The organism is Bacillus sp. FJAT-45350 (assembly GCF_002335805.1).
Taxonomy (GTDB): domain Bacteria; phylum Bacillota; class Bacilli; order Bacillales; family NISU01; genus FJAT-45350.
Genome location: NZ_NISU01000002.1, coordinates 1 through 14,827 on the forward strand (window position 1 = coordinate 1; position 14,827 = coordinate 14,827).

The 14,827-nt window shown below is 38.4% G+C and carries 15 protein-coding genes; 10 read left to right on the forward strand and 5 right to left on the reverse strand.

Annotated features, from left to right (window positions below; translation table 11 throughout):
• Positions 1–174 precede the first annotated feature (174 nt).
• From CD003_RS16630 to CD003_RS16640, 3 genes are all read left to right on the forward strand, one after another.
• Complete coding sequence (locus tag CD003_RS16630; protein ID WP_096202381.1) at positions 175–681, forward strand: hypothetical protein; 507 nt, start codon at positions 175–177, stop codon at positions 679–681.
• Between the two features lie 136 nt (positions 682–817).
• Entirely contained in the window at positions 818–961 is a 144-nt protein-coding gene (gene sda, locus CD003_RS16635; protein WP_257008368.1) for a sporulation histidine kinase inhibitor Sda, read from the forward strand.
• A 167-nt stretch (positions 962–1,128) separates the two neighbouring features.
• Positions 1,129–1,638 carry a VanZ family protein gene (locus tag CD003_RS16640; RefSeq protein WP_096202383.1) on the forward strand — a complete coding sequence of 170 codons (510 nt, stop codon included), beginning with the start codon at positions 1,129–1,131 and terminating at the stop codon, positions 1,636–1,638.
• On the opposite strand, the gene CD003_RS16645 is transcribed toward CD003_RS16640, so the two are convergent.
• The 4 genes from CD003_RS16645 to CD003_RS16655 all read right to left on the reverse strand — a co-directional run bounded on the left by CD003_RS16645 (position 1,639) and on the right by CD003_RS16655 (position 3,831).
• On the reverse strand, positions 1,639–2,859 hold the full coding sequence (locus tag CD003_RS16645) for a polysaccharide deacetylase family protein (RefSeq protein WP_179295597.1): 1,221 nt from the start codon (positions 2,857–2,859) through the stop codon (positions 1,639–1,641).
• A gap of 110 nt (positions 2,860–2,969) precedes the next feature.
• Positions 2,970–3,026: a hypothetical protein gene (locus CD003_RS22730; protein ID WP_373558585.1), complete on the reverse strand. Its 57-nt coding sequence runs from the start codon at positions 3,024–3,026 to the stop codon at positions 2,970–2,972.
• A complete protein-coding gene (locus tag CD003_RS16650; RefSeq protein WP_096202385.1) occupies positions 3,004–3,516 on the reverse strand; it encodes a glycosyl hydrolase in 513 nt (170 codons plus the stop codon). The genes CD003_RS22730 and CD003_RS16650 overlap by 23 nt, the downstream gene beginning before the upstream one ends.
• Complete coding sequence (locus tag CD003_RS16655; protein ID WP_096202386.1) at positions 3,517–3,831, reverse strand: hypothetical protein; 315 nt, start codon at positions 3,829–3,831, stop codon at positions 3,517–3,519.
• 35 nt (positions 3,832–3,866) lie between these two features.
• Here CD003_RS16655 and CD003_RS16660 point away from each other — a divergent pair, with 35 nt between their 5' ends.
• The 6 genes from CD003_RS16660 to CD003_RS16680 all read left to right on the forward strand — a co-directional run bounded on the left by CD003_RS16660 (position 3,867) and on the right by CD003_RS16680 (position 13,412).
• Positions 3,867–4,829 (forward strand): copper amine oxidase N-terminal domain-containing protein, encoded by a 963-nt coding sequence (locus CD003_RS16660; RefSeq protein WP_218838264.1) that lies wholly within the window; start codon positions 3,867–3,869, stop codon positions 4,827–4,829.
• 250 nt (positions 4,830–5,079) lie between these two features.
• Positions 5,080–7,899, forward strand: a complete 2,820-nt coding sequence (locus tag CD003_RS16665; RefSeq protein ID WP_096202388.1) for a X2-like carbohydrate binding domain-containing protein — start codon at positions 5,080–5,082, stop codon at positions 7,897–7,899.
• A 37-nt stretch (positions 7,900–7,936) separates the two neighbouring features.
• On the forward strand, positions 7,937–8,089 hold the full coding sequence (locus tag CD003_RS21980; protein ID WP_179295598.1) for a hypothetical protein: 153 nt from the start codon (positions 7,937–7,939) through the stop codon (positions 8,087–8,089).
• A gap of 248 nt (positions 8,090–8,337) precedes the next feature.
• The gene (locus CD003_RS16670) at positions 8,338–9,729 is read left to right on the forward strand and encodes an efflux RND transporter periplasmic adaptor subunit (protein ID WP_096202389.1); all 1,392 of its coding nucleotides are present in this window, start codon (positions 8,338–8,340) and stop codon (positions 9,727–9,729) included.
• A gap of 4 nt (positions 9,730–9,733) precedes the next feature.
• Positions 9,734–12,853 (forward strand): efflux RND transporter permease subunit, encoded by a 3,120-nt coding sequence (locus CD003_RS16675; RefSeq protein ID WP_096202390.1) that lies wholly within the window; start codon positions 9,734–9,736, stop codon positions 12,851–12,853.
• The gene (locus CD003_RS16680) at positions 12,837–13,412 is read left to right on the forward strand and encodes a TetR/AcrR family transcriptional regulator (RefSeq protein ID WP_179295599.1); all 576 of its coding nucleotides are present in this window, start codon (positions 12,837–12,839) and stop codon (positions 13,410–13,412) included. Before CD003_RS16675 ends, CD003_RS16680 begins: the two co-directional genes overlap by 17 nt.
• Positions 13,413–13,469: 57 nt before the next feature.
• On the opposite strand, the gene CD003_RS16685 is transcribed toward CD003_RS16680, so the two are convergent.
• Entirely contained in the window at positions 13,470–13,664 is a 195-nt protein-coding gene (locus CD003_RS16685; RefSeq protein ID WP_096202392.1) for a hypothetical protein, read from the reverse strand.
• A 388-nt stretch (positions 13,665–14,052) separates the two neighbouring features.
• Here CD003_RS16685 and CD003_RS16690 point away from each other — a divergent pair.
• A partial coding sequence (locus CD003_RS16690; RefSeq protein WP_257008369.1) for an IS110 family transposase occupies positions 14,053–14,827 on the forward strand: 775 nt, incomplete at its 3' end.

Here is a 14,827-nt window from a genome sequence, read left to right on the forward strand (position 1 = left end):
CATTATAAAGGACTTTTTCTGTGCGTAAAATGAGATTATTGAAGATTTTGAGTCTTTTTAATATTTGAAATTAATTAATGCAACACTAGTGGGGGAATATATTCTCTATACAACTTTTCTCTGCTATAATAATCTTGTACTACATCAAATTTATTTAGCAAGGAGAATGAAAAAATGGAAGAGAAAATGCTTCAGCAAATTCTAGCCACAGTCCAAGCAGTTCAATCGTCTACAGTCCAGCTACAAAAAGATGTAAGTCAATTACAAACGAGTGTAACTCAACTTAAGGAAGATGTAGGTGTACTTAAGGAAGATGTAGGTGTACTTAAGGAAGATGTAAGTGTACTTAAGGGAGATATGAGTATGCTTCAGGAAGATGTAAATGTACTCAAGACAGACGTTAGCGCTCTTAAAGGGGATGTCAAGGCATTAGACCTGCGAGTTGGAAATCTTGAGGCGGGTCAAAAGGAGCTAAATGAAATCACGAGAGGCATACGAGACCGTCAAGAAGACTCAGATGCTAAACTAGAAGCTATCAGTATGGATGTACATCACCTTCATGGAAAAGTTGAGTCAGGTAATGAGAAGCTCCAGACTATTCATGAGGACCATAAGTCAATGATTGAACTGATTGGTGAGCATGAGATTTCAATTCGCTCTTTAAGGCGCAGACCAGTATAGACTATAGGAATGCGTAGACTGCTAATTTTCCTGCCGTAACTTTTTACTTCTTTATTAAACCTCGAAATAACGTCACCATATTATGTTATTCAATAGATTAAATAATTAATGAATGAATTTAGGGAGGATACTGTCGTTGGAAACCTCGTTTTTCCTACTTACTAATGATTTAATAGTAGAAACTTATCTAATGGCAATTGAATATCAACTAGATGAAGCATTTATCAAGTTGATTGAAAGTGAAATAATTAGAAGAAACCTTCTAATAGATTCCATCTAATAAGAATTATCGGAACAAGAGTAGAGAAGCGCTCATGAAAGACTACACATAACTGTAGCATTTCATGAGCGCTTTTCGGATTCTCATATTTTTATTTGTGCCGTTTGAAACATTCTTTTCCTGTCGAGAATAGGTTAGTACTATCTTTTAGTTGTGAAAGGAATGTTATGAAGCTTAAGATTATTTTTTTTAGTATATTGGCTGGGTGGGTTGCTTTCATTGTCTATCTTTCCTCCCAACCTTATCATCAGCAGGATTTACGTCCACTGATTAAAGAGAACGTAAATTTAGAGTTTGTGGAGACACACTTTTCGTCTGTTACCTTTACCTATGCGGGGTCAGAAGTGAGTGTGGAAAGAATGGGGGAGGCTCGTTATATAGAGTTCTTTATTAGGAAAGGGGCTCATTTATTCGTCTTTTTTGTTCTTGGAAGCCTGATTTATAGCTTCTTAAGAGCTTTGAAAGTGGAACGCTTAGTTTTATGGTCCTTCTTGTTTATTGTTTTATTTGCTATTAGTGATGAATTACATCAGGCAATTACCCCTCATCGTACACCACTTGTAGAAGACGTACTATTAGATGTGATAGGAGGTACGCTCGGTATATTGATTGTTAGGTTTATTCTTACTAAGAAGTATACAGTGGGAGTAGGCTCCCACCAAAAAGAGGTAAACTAATTAGTTTTCTAAGATTGATACTAAATCTTCGCCGCTATATTCACCAGAGGCATTGATTCGTGAAATTCTTCTAGAACTCTCGTCTCTGGTGTTTCGGTTTTTATCTAATGTCAGTTCTAGTTCGTATCCTAGGTCTATAGAAATGTTACTGACTATCTTGTTATATGCACCGTAAGGATAGGATATAGACAAAACTTCCTTCTCTAATTTCTCTTCTATCAGCTTCTTAGAAGTCAATAAATCATTTCGTACTCTATCCTCATAACTTTCTTTACCATTAGAAGCATTCTCATGTAGTAAGTAGGCCTTCTTCCCTTTTTTATCTTCAATATAAGAGTGAGAGTCATGTCCATGGCTTTGAATAGAGATGACTTTACTTCTTTCCATTTCTCTCGCCTGTTCCCATGTGAAGTGCTTGTTCCACACCAAATCTTGTCCTCGAGTACTCGTAACAACATAAATAGAGGCTTTCAGTCCTTCCTCCTTCAGTATTGGATAGGCAATTTCATAATTACTTAAGTAGCCATCATCTATTGTGAGTAGCAAGGGCTTCTTTGGAAGTAAATAGTTTTTATCATTCCAATACTTGATTATGTCTTCATCGGTAATGGTTTCATAGCCTGCTTTTTTCAAATGCTTAAGTTGTTCTTTAAAGCGTTGAGGTGATATAGTCACACTTGAATTTTCATCTTCTTTAAAATGGTGATACATCAAAACCTTGATTTCTTTTGGAGAATATTGATATGAACTCGTGATCGGCTTTATGTTTAACTGAACAGAATTTCGCTCGTCCTGTATTAATAGAAGCCCGTTATTTTTTATGTGCGTAGAATGAATGGAGCTAAAATGGTCTGTAAGTAGACGAACGGGCACATAAAGTGTTTGTTTGATTAATTTTGTTGCTGAAGGTAAGGGCGTATTTTTTAAAGTCTTATTTTCACTTTTAACTTGTACACGATTATCATTTTCTTTGAAGGTTACAACATTTGTTTCATCATAGATGTGGGTTTCTTTCGTATCCGAATTATACTTTAGTTCTAATGATAAATGCTGAACAACCTCGGTTATAGGAATAAGTGTTACTCCGCCTTTCTCGTATGCGTATATCGACCTTTCGTTTGATATCTGCCTAGCAGAGGCTTCGGTACTGAGGTAGCTAAAATTAAGAAGTAGTCCTATGCAAAAAAGGAAGAGAATCTTTTTATTGTTAATACAACACACCTCTTTTCTCAACTTTTATTCATTAGAATACCCGTAAACTTTAACAACAATGCAAAAAAAGAGTATTCTCCCTCAAATTCATGCGGTGGGGAAACACTCTCTCATAGCTATTATTTTTCTATATCAATACTACGGTCATCACGGTTATATTGCACTCTTGCTCTCAAGTGTTCTGAAATGAAGCGAACGGGTACAAAGGTTTGTATTGTTACGAATTTCCGGTCCGGTTTCAATTTGATGATGAAGGGACTTTACTCGTGGATATTTCATTTTTAGCCCGTGATAAAACATGTTCATCTTTGTTGTCCCAAACTTTGTTACATCTTGATTACCTACTGTAGTAAAATGACTCGCACCATATTCCCCAATCATGATGGGCTTTCTGTCTGCGTAAGTTTGATAGATTGGTTCAACTAAATCTAACGGATTCACATATTCTGCAGGCTGGCTTGCCTCTCCGTTGAAATAAGGAGCATTATATAAATTTACCCCTATCCAGTCAACCCACTGGTCACCAGGGTAGTATTCATCAATGTTGTGAACCGGCACACTATTTGGTACCCAAGCCATTGCCACATTTGGTGCATCTTCTTTCATGATTTTTGAAACTAGCTGGAACTTCTGCTTATATAGAGTGGGATTACCATGCCATTTCACTCAATCGCCATTCATTTCTGATGCAAAGCGTAAAAAGATAGGTACACCACTAGCTTTTGCATCCGTGGCAAATTGTCTTAAATAGGCGTTGTCTTGTACTTCGCTAAGTCCGTTGTCAGGCCCCATTGCCAAATGAATAGCAGCACCTGCTTCTTTAGCAGCTTGTGCAAAGCCTGACGGGAATGGTGTTCGATAACGATGATAGGTGAAAAATATGGAATGCTGCTTACCTGTCAGCTGATTAAATGCCTTATATTTGTTTCCTTGGCTCGTACGACTAATCTGGTCTTGTTCAATATAAGTTCCGAAATACATGCCGTTTGCAGGCTCATATTTCGCTAGAGTATTTGTTGAACCCTTTTGTTGGTTCGTTTGAAAACGGACAAGCTATTAGTTTACAGGTTCCGGCAAAGGTGATTAACGGAAGTACGTTAGTTCCTGTTCGTTTTGTGAGTGAATCATTAGGGGCACAAGTAAAGTGGGACAGTGCAACTCGTTCGGTGATTGTCTATGAAGGAAGTTCTACGAGCTTACTAAATTTCGAGCCATACATCTCAGTAAATGATGACCTTTGGGTGATTAACTACGGAATTCGTCCTTTTGAAAACATTTTATCAGTAACTTGGGGTGGCTACACAGCAAAGACTAATGTAGATCTGCCAACAAATAGACTTGAAAATGTTGGATATAGCTTCAATGCACAAGACTTTGGAATGACACAGCAAAAGTTTAATGAGCTTTCTGAATCACAGCCTCCTGTCACAATTGGAACAACTATTGGCTCTCAAACAGTTGAAATGGGAACATGTGATGAGTGTCGTCAGCAAGTGGAACAGGAGAAGCAGCTTCAGCAGGAGTATGCAGATGATTTCTTCCGAGCGATTTTCTATAATCAACCAGATGCGGTAGCATCATATTTAGCAGGTGGTATAAACCCAAATATTACGACAGAGTCTCGTTCGAGCTGGTTACACCAGGAGAGTATAAGTCCTGCAATCTTAGAAGCCTCTGGTGGAAATGTGCAGAAGTCTCAATTCTATGCAACTACTACAGATGGAATTACTTTTAGTACTAATGATTTAATTGGAATTGTACAATTAACATCAGCGGATACAATACAATTTGCTACCCGAGATACGGTATTTATTGCTACGGGAACAACATCAGGTGATACATTAACTATAAGATTAACAGACTTAGATAGTGATACTAATTCAACAAAGCGTTCTTTCCCAGTTTCTGAAGAGGACTTTAGGTTTACAGCGGGATATGTTCTATCTAGTAGAGATATAACTGGTGATATTGAAAAATAATCATATATCATTAAAAGGAGAGCAATCACATGATTGTTCTCCTTTGTTTGTGTGACTGTTTGATTGTGATGCTTCTATTAGAGATATCCCTTGTAATATCTTTTCACTAATTGCTGACTCACGAAACGAGCGAGAGCCCCTCAACATGAAACTTTTTCCTTATTTGTCTACCATTCATTACTATATATAATGTAAAATAGTATTAGTCAAAGAATGTTAAGTAAAATATGTTTAAAAGAGTGGGGATTTGATGAGATATTCTAAGCGTGTTCTCTCGTTAATTATTATAACGATTTTGATTTTTCTTTCTATTCAACCACAAGTTTTAGCGAACTTTATAGAACCTATAGGAGATAGTCAGTTTGATAAGCATAGAGACAAGCAAGTGGATTTGAGCTTTAGATTAAACAGTGCAGCTTATAATGAATTAGCACTCTTTAAAAGTGGATTTCCCACTGATGAAGCAGAATATACGACAGCTGATTTAATTGAATTGTCCCTCAGTGACGAACATTACTTTGTTTCAAATGATACTCTTACGTTAAAGAGAGAGTTTTTAGCAGAACAAAGCGTCGGTGGTTTATTAATGTGGATGAGGCATGATACTTATTCGGTGACTTCATTTGATCTTATTATTATCGACACTACGCCAGTCATAATCACTGACTCTACACAATTCGATAAGAACGTAACTAATCAGAAAGATATTGAAGTCATCTATAATGGTTTTGATAGTGAGTTATCATCGATAAAGTTAGGTGATGAAGTGCTAAATGGTGGTCAACACTATACATACACTTCTGCAGATTCTGTACAGTTCAGTAAGGAGTTTTTATCACAACAAGATGTAGGCATGAAAGTATTCAAATTTCATTTTGATGATGGGACAGAAGTAGATTACAAGATTGAGATTATTGATACAACCATTTACAACAGTACAATTACACCAATGTTGATTGATTTTGATAAACATCCGTCAAAACGAGAGGATATTGTTGTAGAGATGGACTTAAAAGGAAATACGTTAGAAGAAATAAAGAAAGGTCCTATACTTCTTAATAGAGGTCAAGATTATACCGTATCTGGGAACAAAGTAACCTTAAAAAAAGAGTATTTATTAAAGCAAAGAAAAGATGAACCACTTGAGTTAGTGTTTGAATTTAATCAAGGTAACCAAGCTACAATGAGAATTTTTATTTACGATACATCTGAACCTCCTACAGCCCCCGTTATAACCTTAAGAGGGGAAGCTGAGATAAAATTCTATGTCAACACGCCATATGTTGATGCTGGCGCAATCGCATATAGTGAAACGGATGGATACATCGATACAAACATTGTTCGAAATAGCAATGTGAATGTAAATGAACCAGGGCAGTATGTAGTGAGTTATGAGGTAACAGATTCCACTGGTCGAACGGCACTGCCAGTAATAAGATATGTGACTGTACAACCACGAAAGGTGACAGCTCTTTCTCAACAGTCTGGTACAATTAAAGTCACTGGAGGATTTCCTGCTGCTGATGTCATTCTATATAACAAGAATAATAATAGAATAGCGGTTACCAGATTGAACCGCACGGGAGAAGCAAAATTTACAAATGTACCTGTGGATACTGGGTATTATATTAAACAAGTAATTAATTATGTAGAAAGTGAAGCTTCAAATAAGGTAAATGTATCAGGACCGAAACCAACAAATGTACGAGGTAGTTCTGGAGCTTCGGGTACGATTGATGTATTCGGTGCAGAGCCTAGAGCAACAATCCAACTATTTGACCGTTCTGGAAACTTAATTGATTCAAAACGTGCCAATCGAGATGGTGAATATCAATTTCGGAGATTAGACATAGGAACTGGTTATTTTGTTGTTCAATCTATCAATGGTCTAAATAGCGTTGCTTCTTCTAGTGTAAATGTTGAAGGTGTTGGTGCAGCAAGAATTACTGGTAGTTGGGGTGGAGCAGAAACGATTGATGTAACAAACGCTGTACCTCGTGCTAATTTAACATTATATGATAATGCTGGTAAGCAAGTCATGAATGGTAGGGCCGATACGAATGGAAGGTTCCAATTTAGAAGGGTACCTGTTGGCTCAAATTACTATGTGAAGCAAACGGTTAATCGAATTGAAGGACCAGCTTCCAATAAAGCAAATGTTTCTTCTACACCTCAATCAATTGATGTTGTGAATATTACAGGGTCAAATGGTGGTTCGGGTAGTATAAAGGTAGAAGGGGCAGAAGCCAACGCTACCTTAAGACTCTTTAATAATAACAATCAATTGATTGCAACAGCTTCTGCAAATTCATCAGGAATGTATGAGTTTAAAAGTGTACCAAATGGCTCTGATTATTATGTAAGGCAAATATCTAAGGGTATGACAAGCAACCAATCAAATCGTGTTACTGTATCAGGCAAAAAGGATGAGAGACCAATTCCGACAAAGCCAACACAAAACCGAGCTCCAGCTCCAACACCAACGAATCCTACAAGTCCAAGTAACCCGGGACCAGCACCTGTTCCACCACCACAACAACCGGGTGAGACACGTGATTTTTCAGATATTCGTGGTAATTGGGCAGAAGATTCTATTAAAGCATTGGCTAGAAGAGGGGCAATTGGTGGATATCAAGATGGAACATTTAGACCAAACAATCAGATCACACGAGCAGAGTTTGCTGCTATTCTTGTTAGGGCTATGAATATACAAGGAACTGGAACGAGAGAGTTCCAAGATACTAGAAGTCACTGGGCGAAAGATGCGATTGCGATTGCGAGTGAAAATAGAATAGTTAATGGTTATAGTAAACACCAGTTTGGACCTAATGACCCGGTTACCCGTGAACAAATGGTAGTAATGGTTGCACGAGCAGGAAAATTACCCATTGTGGATGGAGGAAGAACGCATTTTAATGACCAACAGCAAATCTCTCTTTGGGCGGAAGCCTATATACATTCAATTGTAGAAAGTAATATAGCTTCTGGATTCTCAGATAATACATTTAGACCCAAACAACAAGCAACACGAGCAGAAGCAGCTACGATTATTAAGAGAATGCTACAATAGATGATCAAATAACGATGAGAACATCAAGGAGAAAATCATGAAAACACAATTCACTAGAAATAGCCAAACAAAATTGCTAGAAATTCTTCAAGATGCATATGAAAAAGGACAAAATGATGCTACATTAGATGTTAAGGCAATGGTTGATGATATTTCTAATCAGTTGATAGATTTGGTGAAATTGAAATAAAGATAGAAAATAGTGTAAGAGGGTACCCAATTGGGTGACCCTCTTTTTGGGGTCGAAGGTACGTTGGGTGTAATTTGTAACATCTGTTACTACCTGATTGTTAGTCATATCTATATCCGAATTCCCATGCCATTTCTATTGCGTCAAATCTATAAATCACTTACAATGAAAAAAGGCAAAAACAGAACCGACCAGTCAGTCAGTATAGTAATAATTTATAAGAGTTAAAGAGAGGAAGAAGTTAAACTATGAAGAAAATCTTTTCGTTAAAAGGTTTTATTACTTCAGTAGTTGCTGCAAGTGTATTAGTAGGATGTAGCAATACAGAAGAGGTTGTTCAGGAGGTAAGACATATACCTGTTGAAGTAAGTGGTGTAAGCTTTGGTAATTTGGATGGAACAAACCAAATTACAGGAACGATTGTTTCCGATAATGACGTTAATATCGTTCCAAAGGCTAGTGGTGAACTAGTAGAGTTGGATATTCGTCGAGGAGATGTCGTAAGTCGTGGTGATGTAATTGGTCGTATTGATGATACTGATGAGCGTAATGCATTACGACAAGAGGAATCTCGTCTACGTCAAGCACAAACTGGTTTGCAACGTGCAGAAACAGGACGTGTATCTGCTTCAGGAAGTGTAGCTCAAGCAGAAGCATCGTTACGTCAAGCAGAAGCACAGCTAAGAGAAGCAAGAGAACAACGTGAAAATAATTTAAGTAGTATGGATTTAGATATTAGAAATGCAGAGCTTGCATATGAAGAAGCAAGAAAGAATTTAGAGCGTATGGAGGCTCTATATGAAGATGGACTAATTTCAACACAGCAATATGAGGATGCAGTCAATGCAGAAAGTCGTGCCAAGATATCTCTAGACCAAGTAAAGCTTGCAGAGTCGCAAGCTCGTAGTGAGGTAAGTTTATCTGCGATTCAAGCATCGGTTGATCAAGCTCGTGTTGGAGTTCAAACGTCTCAATCTGCTGTACGTGAAGCGGAAATTGGAGTGCGCGAAGCAGAAGCTAGTGTTGAACAAGCAGAGATTGCACTAGAACAAGCACAGAGACGATTAGAGGATAAAGTAATAACAGCTCCAGCATCAGGAGAAATCATTACTTTGGATGCGGAGCTTGGTGAATTAGTTGGAAATCAAAGTCCAATTGCTCAAATTATATCATTAGACTCAGTAAAGGTAAGTGTCAATGTAACAGCAGAGCAATTGATGCTATTTGAACGAGATGATGTTGTTGACATTCAGGTTGCAGGAAAAGAAGAATTAATGTCAGGGGTTATTAGCTTTATTTCATCTACAAGCGGTGGTTCAGGACTTTTTACTGTAGAAGCTGAAATTGACAATTCTGAGCGCGAGTTAAGACCTGGGATGGTAGCTACGATTCAATTAGATGAAGTTCTTGCCCATGACAGTATCATTGTACCAACAAGGGCAGTTATGGAACGTTCTGGTGATACATTTGTATTTGTTGTTGAAGAGGGAGTAGCTATTCGGAAAGAGATTGAGGTTGTTCGATATGATACTGAATTTACAGCAATAAGTGGAGATGTTCATGAAGATGCTCGAGTAGTCATTAGAGGACAAAACCTCCTTGATGATGGGGACTTAGTTCAAATAGTAGAGGAGGAGTAATCAGGTGAAGTTAGTTGAAACGTCGATAAAACGACCAGTTGGGGTTATGATAATCGTCATTACGGCCATCATCTTAGGGGCAGTAGCTCTTAAGGATTTAGCTGTAGATTTATTCCCCGAAATGGACCTTCCTGTTGCAGTTGTAACGACGAGCTACCAAGGAGCTGCACCGCAGGAAGTAGAAGAACTTGTCACAAGGCCAATTGAAGAAGTTTTAAGTGGACTTGATGGGATTGATACGATTCAATCAATCTCTCAACCTAATTCATCAATGGTTATATTAATGTTTAACTTTGGTACCAATATAGATAGCGCATTAAATGAAATAAGAGAAGGTATTGACCGCGTTTCTGGGAATCTACCAGATGATGCGGGTTCGCCTAGGGCCATGCGAATTGACCCTACTGCTCAACCTGTGATGTGGGTTAGCTTGACGGGAGATACAACGTTAGATAGGCTCCAATTGATAGCTGAAAATGATATCCAACCAAGATTTGAACGAGTAGATGGTGTCGCATCTGTTGGCCTTGAGGGTGGGATTGAACGGGAAATTCGCGTCAATTTAAATCAAGGTAGTCTAGCCTCTTATGGGCTTAGCGGTAATCAGGTTGTTCAAGCATTAGGTGCTGAAAACCAAGCGATTTCTGCAGGAACGATTATTAGAGGGAACCAAGAATTACAATTAAGAATCGATGGAGAATATACATCTGTTGAAGATATTGAAAATACTCAGATTGAACTTGCTGAAGGTGGAGCGGTTCGTGTCAGAGATGTGGCTACTGTCCTAGACACATTTAAAGAACAAACTCTATATTCTCGTGTAAATGGAAGTGATGCGCTTGTCTTTTCTGTTATGAAGCAATCGGATGCCAATACTGTACAAGTATCTGCTGGAATGCATGACACGATTGACCGTATGCAAGCAGAAATGGCGGAGCGTGGTCTTGAGTTACAAGTAGCGGTTGATACAGCTGACTTTATCCGAGATACGATTGATTCGGTCATGCGTAACTTAATTATCGGGGGAATTCTTGCTATCGCAGTTCTCTTGTTATTCTTCCGTAATGTTCGAACGACTCTTGTATTGGGAATTTCAATGCCAATAGCTGTTATTTCAACGTTTACTCTAATGTATTTTACAGGGCAAACACTTAATATTCTCTCAATGGGGGGGCTTGCTCTAGGGATTGGAATGATGGTAGATAGTTCAATCGTTATTCTAGAAAATATCTTTAAAAAGCGTGAGCAGGGCTTAAGTATGGCAGAAGCAGCAAAAGAAGGTGGATCAGAGCTTGCATCTGCGGTCGTGGCCTCGACGTTGACAACAGCAGTCGTATTCTTGCCAATTGTCTTTGTTGAAGGTATTGCAGCAGAAATGTTCCGTCCATTAGCTTTGACAGTCGTATTTGCACTAACAGCAGCCCTAATAGTGGCCTTAACGATTGTACCGATGCTTTCATCAAAGCTTTTAGGGAATGTGAGTATTTCGTTTGATGGGAATGAAAATCCAGGATTTGTTGATCGTATCTTAAATAAACTACGTGATATATATGGAAGCTTCCTATCAAAGTGTTTAAATATGCGAAAAAGAGTAATTGCTGTTGTCTTGGCAGCATTTGTCGGAGCGTTAGCGCTCATTCCGTTTGTTGGATTTGAATTTATGCCTGCTGCAGATGATGGCCAAGTTCAAATATCCGTAGAATTACAGACGGGAATAGATATTTTTGAAACAGAACGAGTATCTGAAATTATTTATGAGCGAGTTCAAAATGAATATAGTGACGTTTTGGATATGATGTTGGTGACGATTGGTGGTTCAAGTGGCTTTCAACAGGTGGCTAACTCTCATATCGCTGAATACTTTGTAACACTGATTCCATCCACAGAGCGACAAATGACAACACAACAATTTATTAATGGAGTGGATAATTTAATTAGTGACATTCCAGGAACTGAAATTACTGTGACTGCTGCCGGTGGAGGCATGGGCGGTGGGTCGCCAATTGGAATTGAAATTGCTGGTGATGACTTAGATGTATTAGCTGACCTTTCACAACAAGTGATTTGGATATTAGAAGATATTCCTGGTACAGCTAATGTTGATAGTTCAGTCGGTGAAGGAAGACCAGAAGTACAGGTCGTTGTGGACCGTGAACTAGCTCATCAATATGGACTTTCCTACCGTCAAGTAATGGATGAAGTCAGACTAGGATTTAGTGGTCAAACAGCTACGTATTATCGTGAGAATGGGGATGAGTTTGATGTTACGGTTTCTCTTCCGGAAGAAAGCCGGACAACGATTCGTGATTTAGAAACCCTAGTAATTCGTAATAATGTAGGCATGAATGTTCCATTATCAGCCGTGACTGAATTGAGGCAAATTCAAGGTCCGGTTGAAATTAATCGAAAAGATCAAACGCGACAGGTTAACGTAACAAGTGATGTCCGTGATCGAGATTTAGGAAGTGTTTCTCAAGATATTCAAGCTCAGTTAGATAGCGTCAGCCTTCCTGAGGGGTATACGATTAACATGGGCGGAGAAACAGAACAAATGATGGAAGCCTTTGGACAATTACTGCTAGCCTTGGTATTAGGAATTTTCCTTGTCTATGCTGTCATGGCGATTCAATTTGAATCGTTTACGTATCCATTTATCATTATGTTCTCTCTCCCTACAATGCTCATTGGGGTGGTTCTCGGGTTGTTAGTTACGAACATATCCCTAAGTATTTCAGCCTTTATTGGATTGATCATGCTTGCCGGTATTGTTGTTAACAACGGGATTATTCTAGTGGACTACATCAATATCTTACGCCGACAAGGGATAGACAGAGTTGAAGCGATTATTGAAGCTGGGAAAAGTCGTCTCCGTCCAATTCTCATGACGACCTTAACAACAGCTCTTGCGATGGTCCCAATTGCAATCGGTTTGGGAGAGGGTACAGAAACACAACAACCGATGGCTATTGTTATCGTATTCGGGTTATTTTCATCAACCTTCTTTACCTTAGTTCTTGTTCCTGTGATGTACTTGGTAATAGATAATATGAACAATATGGTGAAGAGGCTGTTAACACGTAGTAAAAAGGGTGCAGGAGAGGTTGAGATTGCAGAAGAAAAATAAGTGTGAACAAATTCTATTAGGAGCAGCTAACGTCTTTTTAGACGTTGGCTTTGAAAGAGCAACGATACAAGAAATCGCCGTACGTTCTGGTGTGGGGAAGGGAACGATTTATGAGTACTTTTCAAGTAAAGAAGACTTATTCATTCAATTTGTAAAAGAAGGGGTTTCATATGTCTTTGACCAAATGTTACAATGTGTAGAATCAGCTAACACGTTTAACGAAATGCTGTTCAATTTGAAGAAGTTTGCCCGGGAACTAATGAATAAAAACGTACAAAAAATTGCTATGCTTTGGTTTGAATTTAAGTTTGCTTCAGAATCTCTTTCTAAATGGGTACTTGAACAAGATAGTATCTTGACTGAAAAGACAGCAGCGGCAATAACAGAATTAATGGAAAAAGGAGAGGTTCGTCAAGTAAACCCTTCTGTTGCTGCATCCATGATTCTGGATATTATTCGGATTAGTTTCTACTATAAACTAACGAATACTCAGCAACAACTATCCGATATTATTGATGCAAAAATTGATATACTAAATCATGGTTTACTATCAAAGTGACCACTTTAAAAAGGAAGCAATGCACCTGACATGCAGGTCGTTGCTCCCTTTTTGATTTCAGTAAAACCCTAAATATAGAGCAAACAAACCGACGCCTATAGCAAAAGCTGCTAATCCTTTTTCTTTAGAAAGGAGCCCTAAGGTACCAATGATAATGGCGATGGTTCCAAGTAAAATGTGTAAGAGAAATAAACCTAGGATCCCAGTGAGTATAGCTGTCCATCCAATCGAAGTACTCATTGATCGACTCATGCTTTTCCTCCTCCCAAAAATGTAACCGCTTACAAATTTAAGCCTTGAGAAGTAACATAACTAAAGCCAATATATCATTTTATGACTACTTACTTAATTCAGTGTATTAATAATTTTAAAATAAATTGACACATTTTTGTAAAAAAAACTGTTTCGTCGAATGTTCCTTTAAAAGAAGATATAAATTTATAGATCCTTTGCCATCCAATCTATTATAAAATAGGTATAGACATAGCGTACTATTACAAAAATGTATTCTTCGATAAAGGAGCATTCCTGTTAGAAGGTTTTTCGGGGACTTGAACAAAAAAGAGCCCTCTTGGTATGATACGGGGTGTCAAATCTGGACGAATTGACCCCTAATTTAGTAACCAAGGAGGACTCCACAATGGATTTTAAACAAAATCAGAAAATAAATCAAGTCACTGAAGAAACCCTCGTTGTCGGAATCGACATCGCAAAGCGTACACATTTCTCCTGCTTTGTTGACGACCGTGGACGGATACTCCAGAAATCATTCTCTATTACACAGTCACATCAAGGGTTTGAGTCATTTTATGATCGAATTCTCAAAGCATTAAGAGAGCATGGAAAAACAGAAGTTCTAGTAGGAATTGAACCAACTGGCCATTATTGGTTAAACTTAGCCTACTTTCTTGAGGAACGAGGCATTCCGCTTGTCATGACCAATCCAATGCACGTTAAGCGTTCAAAGGAGTTAGATGACAATCTGCCTACAAAGCATGATCGTAAAGACGCGCTAGTGATTGCTCGACTATTAAAAGACGGACGTTTTAGTTATCCTCGTATTCTAAAAGATGTCGAAGCTGAACTTCGCGTCGGATCAACGTTTAGAAGTAAGTTGACGGAGGAACTGGGAGCCGTTAAAAACATGATGATTCGCTGGTTGGACCGCTATTTTCCTGAATTCACTCAAGTCTTTCCCTCTTTCGGAAAGATGGCTTTGGCCGTACTCGAATGTACGCCATTCCCAAGTGATCTCTACCAAAAACAACCTGATGAATTACTTGTGATGTATCGTCAAGTAGAGGGGATGAAATCTCCTCAGAAGCCCAAAGCTGTGCGTCTCATTGAAGTCGCAGCTCACTCGATTGGAGTAACAGAAGGACGTAAGATGGCCCGTTTTGAAATTGCCACACTCG

Coding starts and splice junctions, on each gene's coding strand:
- CD003_RS16630 (WP_096202381.1), top strand. CDS start 175: ATGGAAGAGAAAATGCTTCAGCAAATTCTAGCCACAGTCCAAGCAGTT.
- CD003_RS16640 (WP_096202383.1), top strand. CDS start 1,129: ATGAAGCTTAAGATTATTTTTTTTAGTATATTGGCTGGGTGGGTTGCT.
- CD003_RS16655 (WP_096202386.1), bottom strand. CDS start 3,831: ATGTATTTCGGAACTTATATTGAACAAGACCAGATTAGTCGTACGAGC.
- CD003_RS16665 (WP_096202388.1), top strand. CDS start 5,080: ATGAGATATTCTAAGCGTGTTCTCTCGTTAATTATTATAACGATTTTG.
- CD003_RS21980 (WP_179295598.1), top strand. CDS start 7,937: ATGAAAACACAATTCACTAGAAATAGCCAAACAAAATTGCTAGAAATT.
- CD003_RS16670 (WP_096202389.1), top strand. CDS start 8,338: ATGAAGAAAATCTTTTCGTTAAAAGGTTTTATTACTTCAGTAGTTGCT.
- CD003_RS16685 (WP_096202392.1), bottom strand. CDS start 13,664: ATGAGTCGATCAATGAGTACTTCGATTGGATGGACAGCTATACTCACT.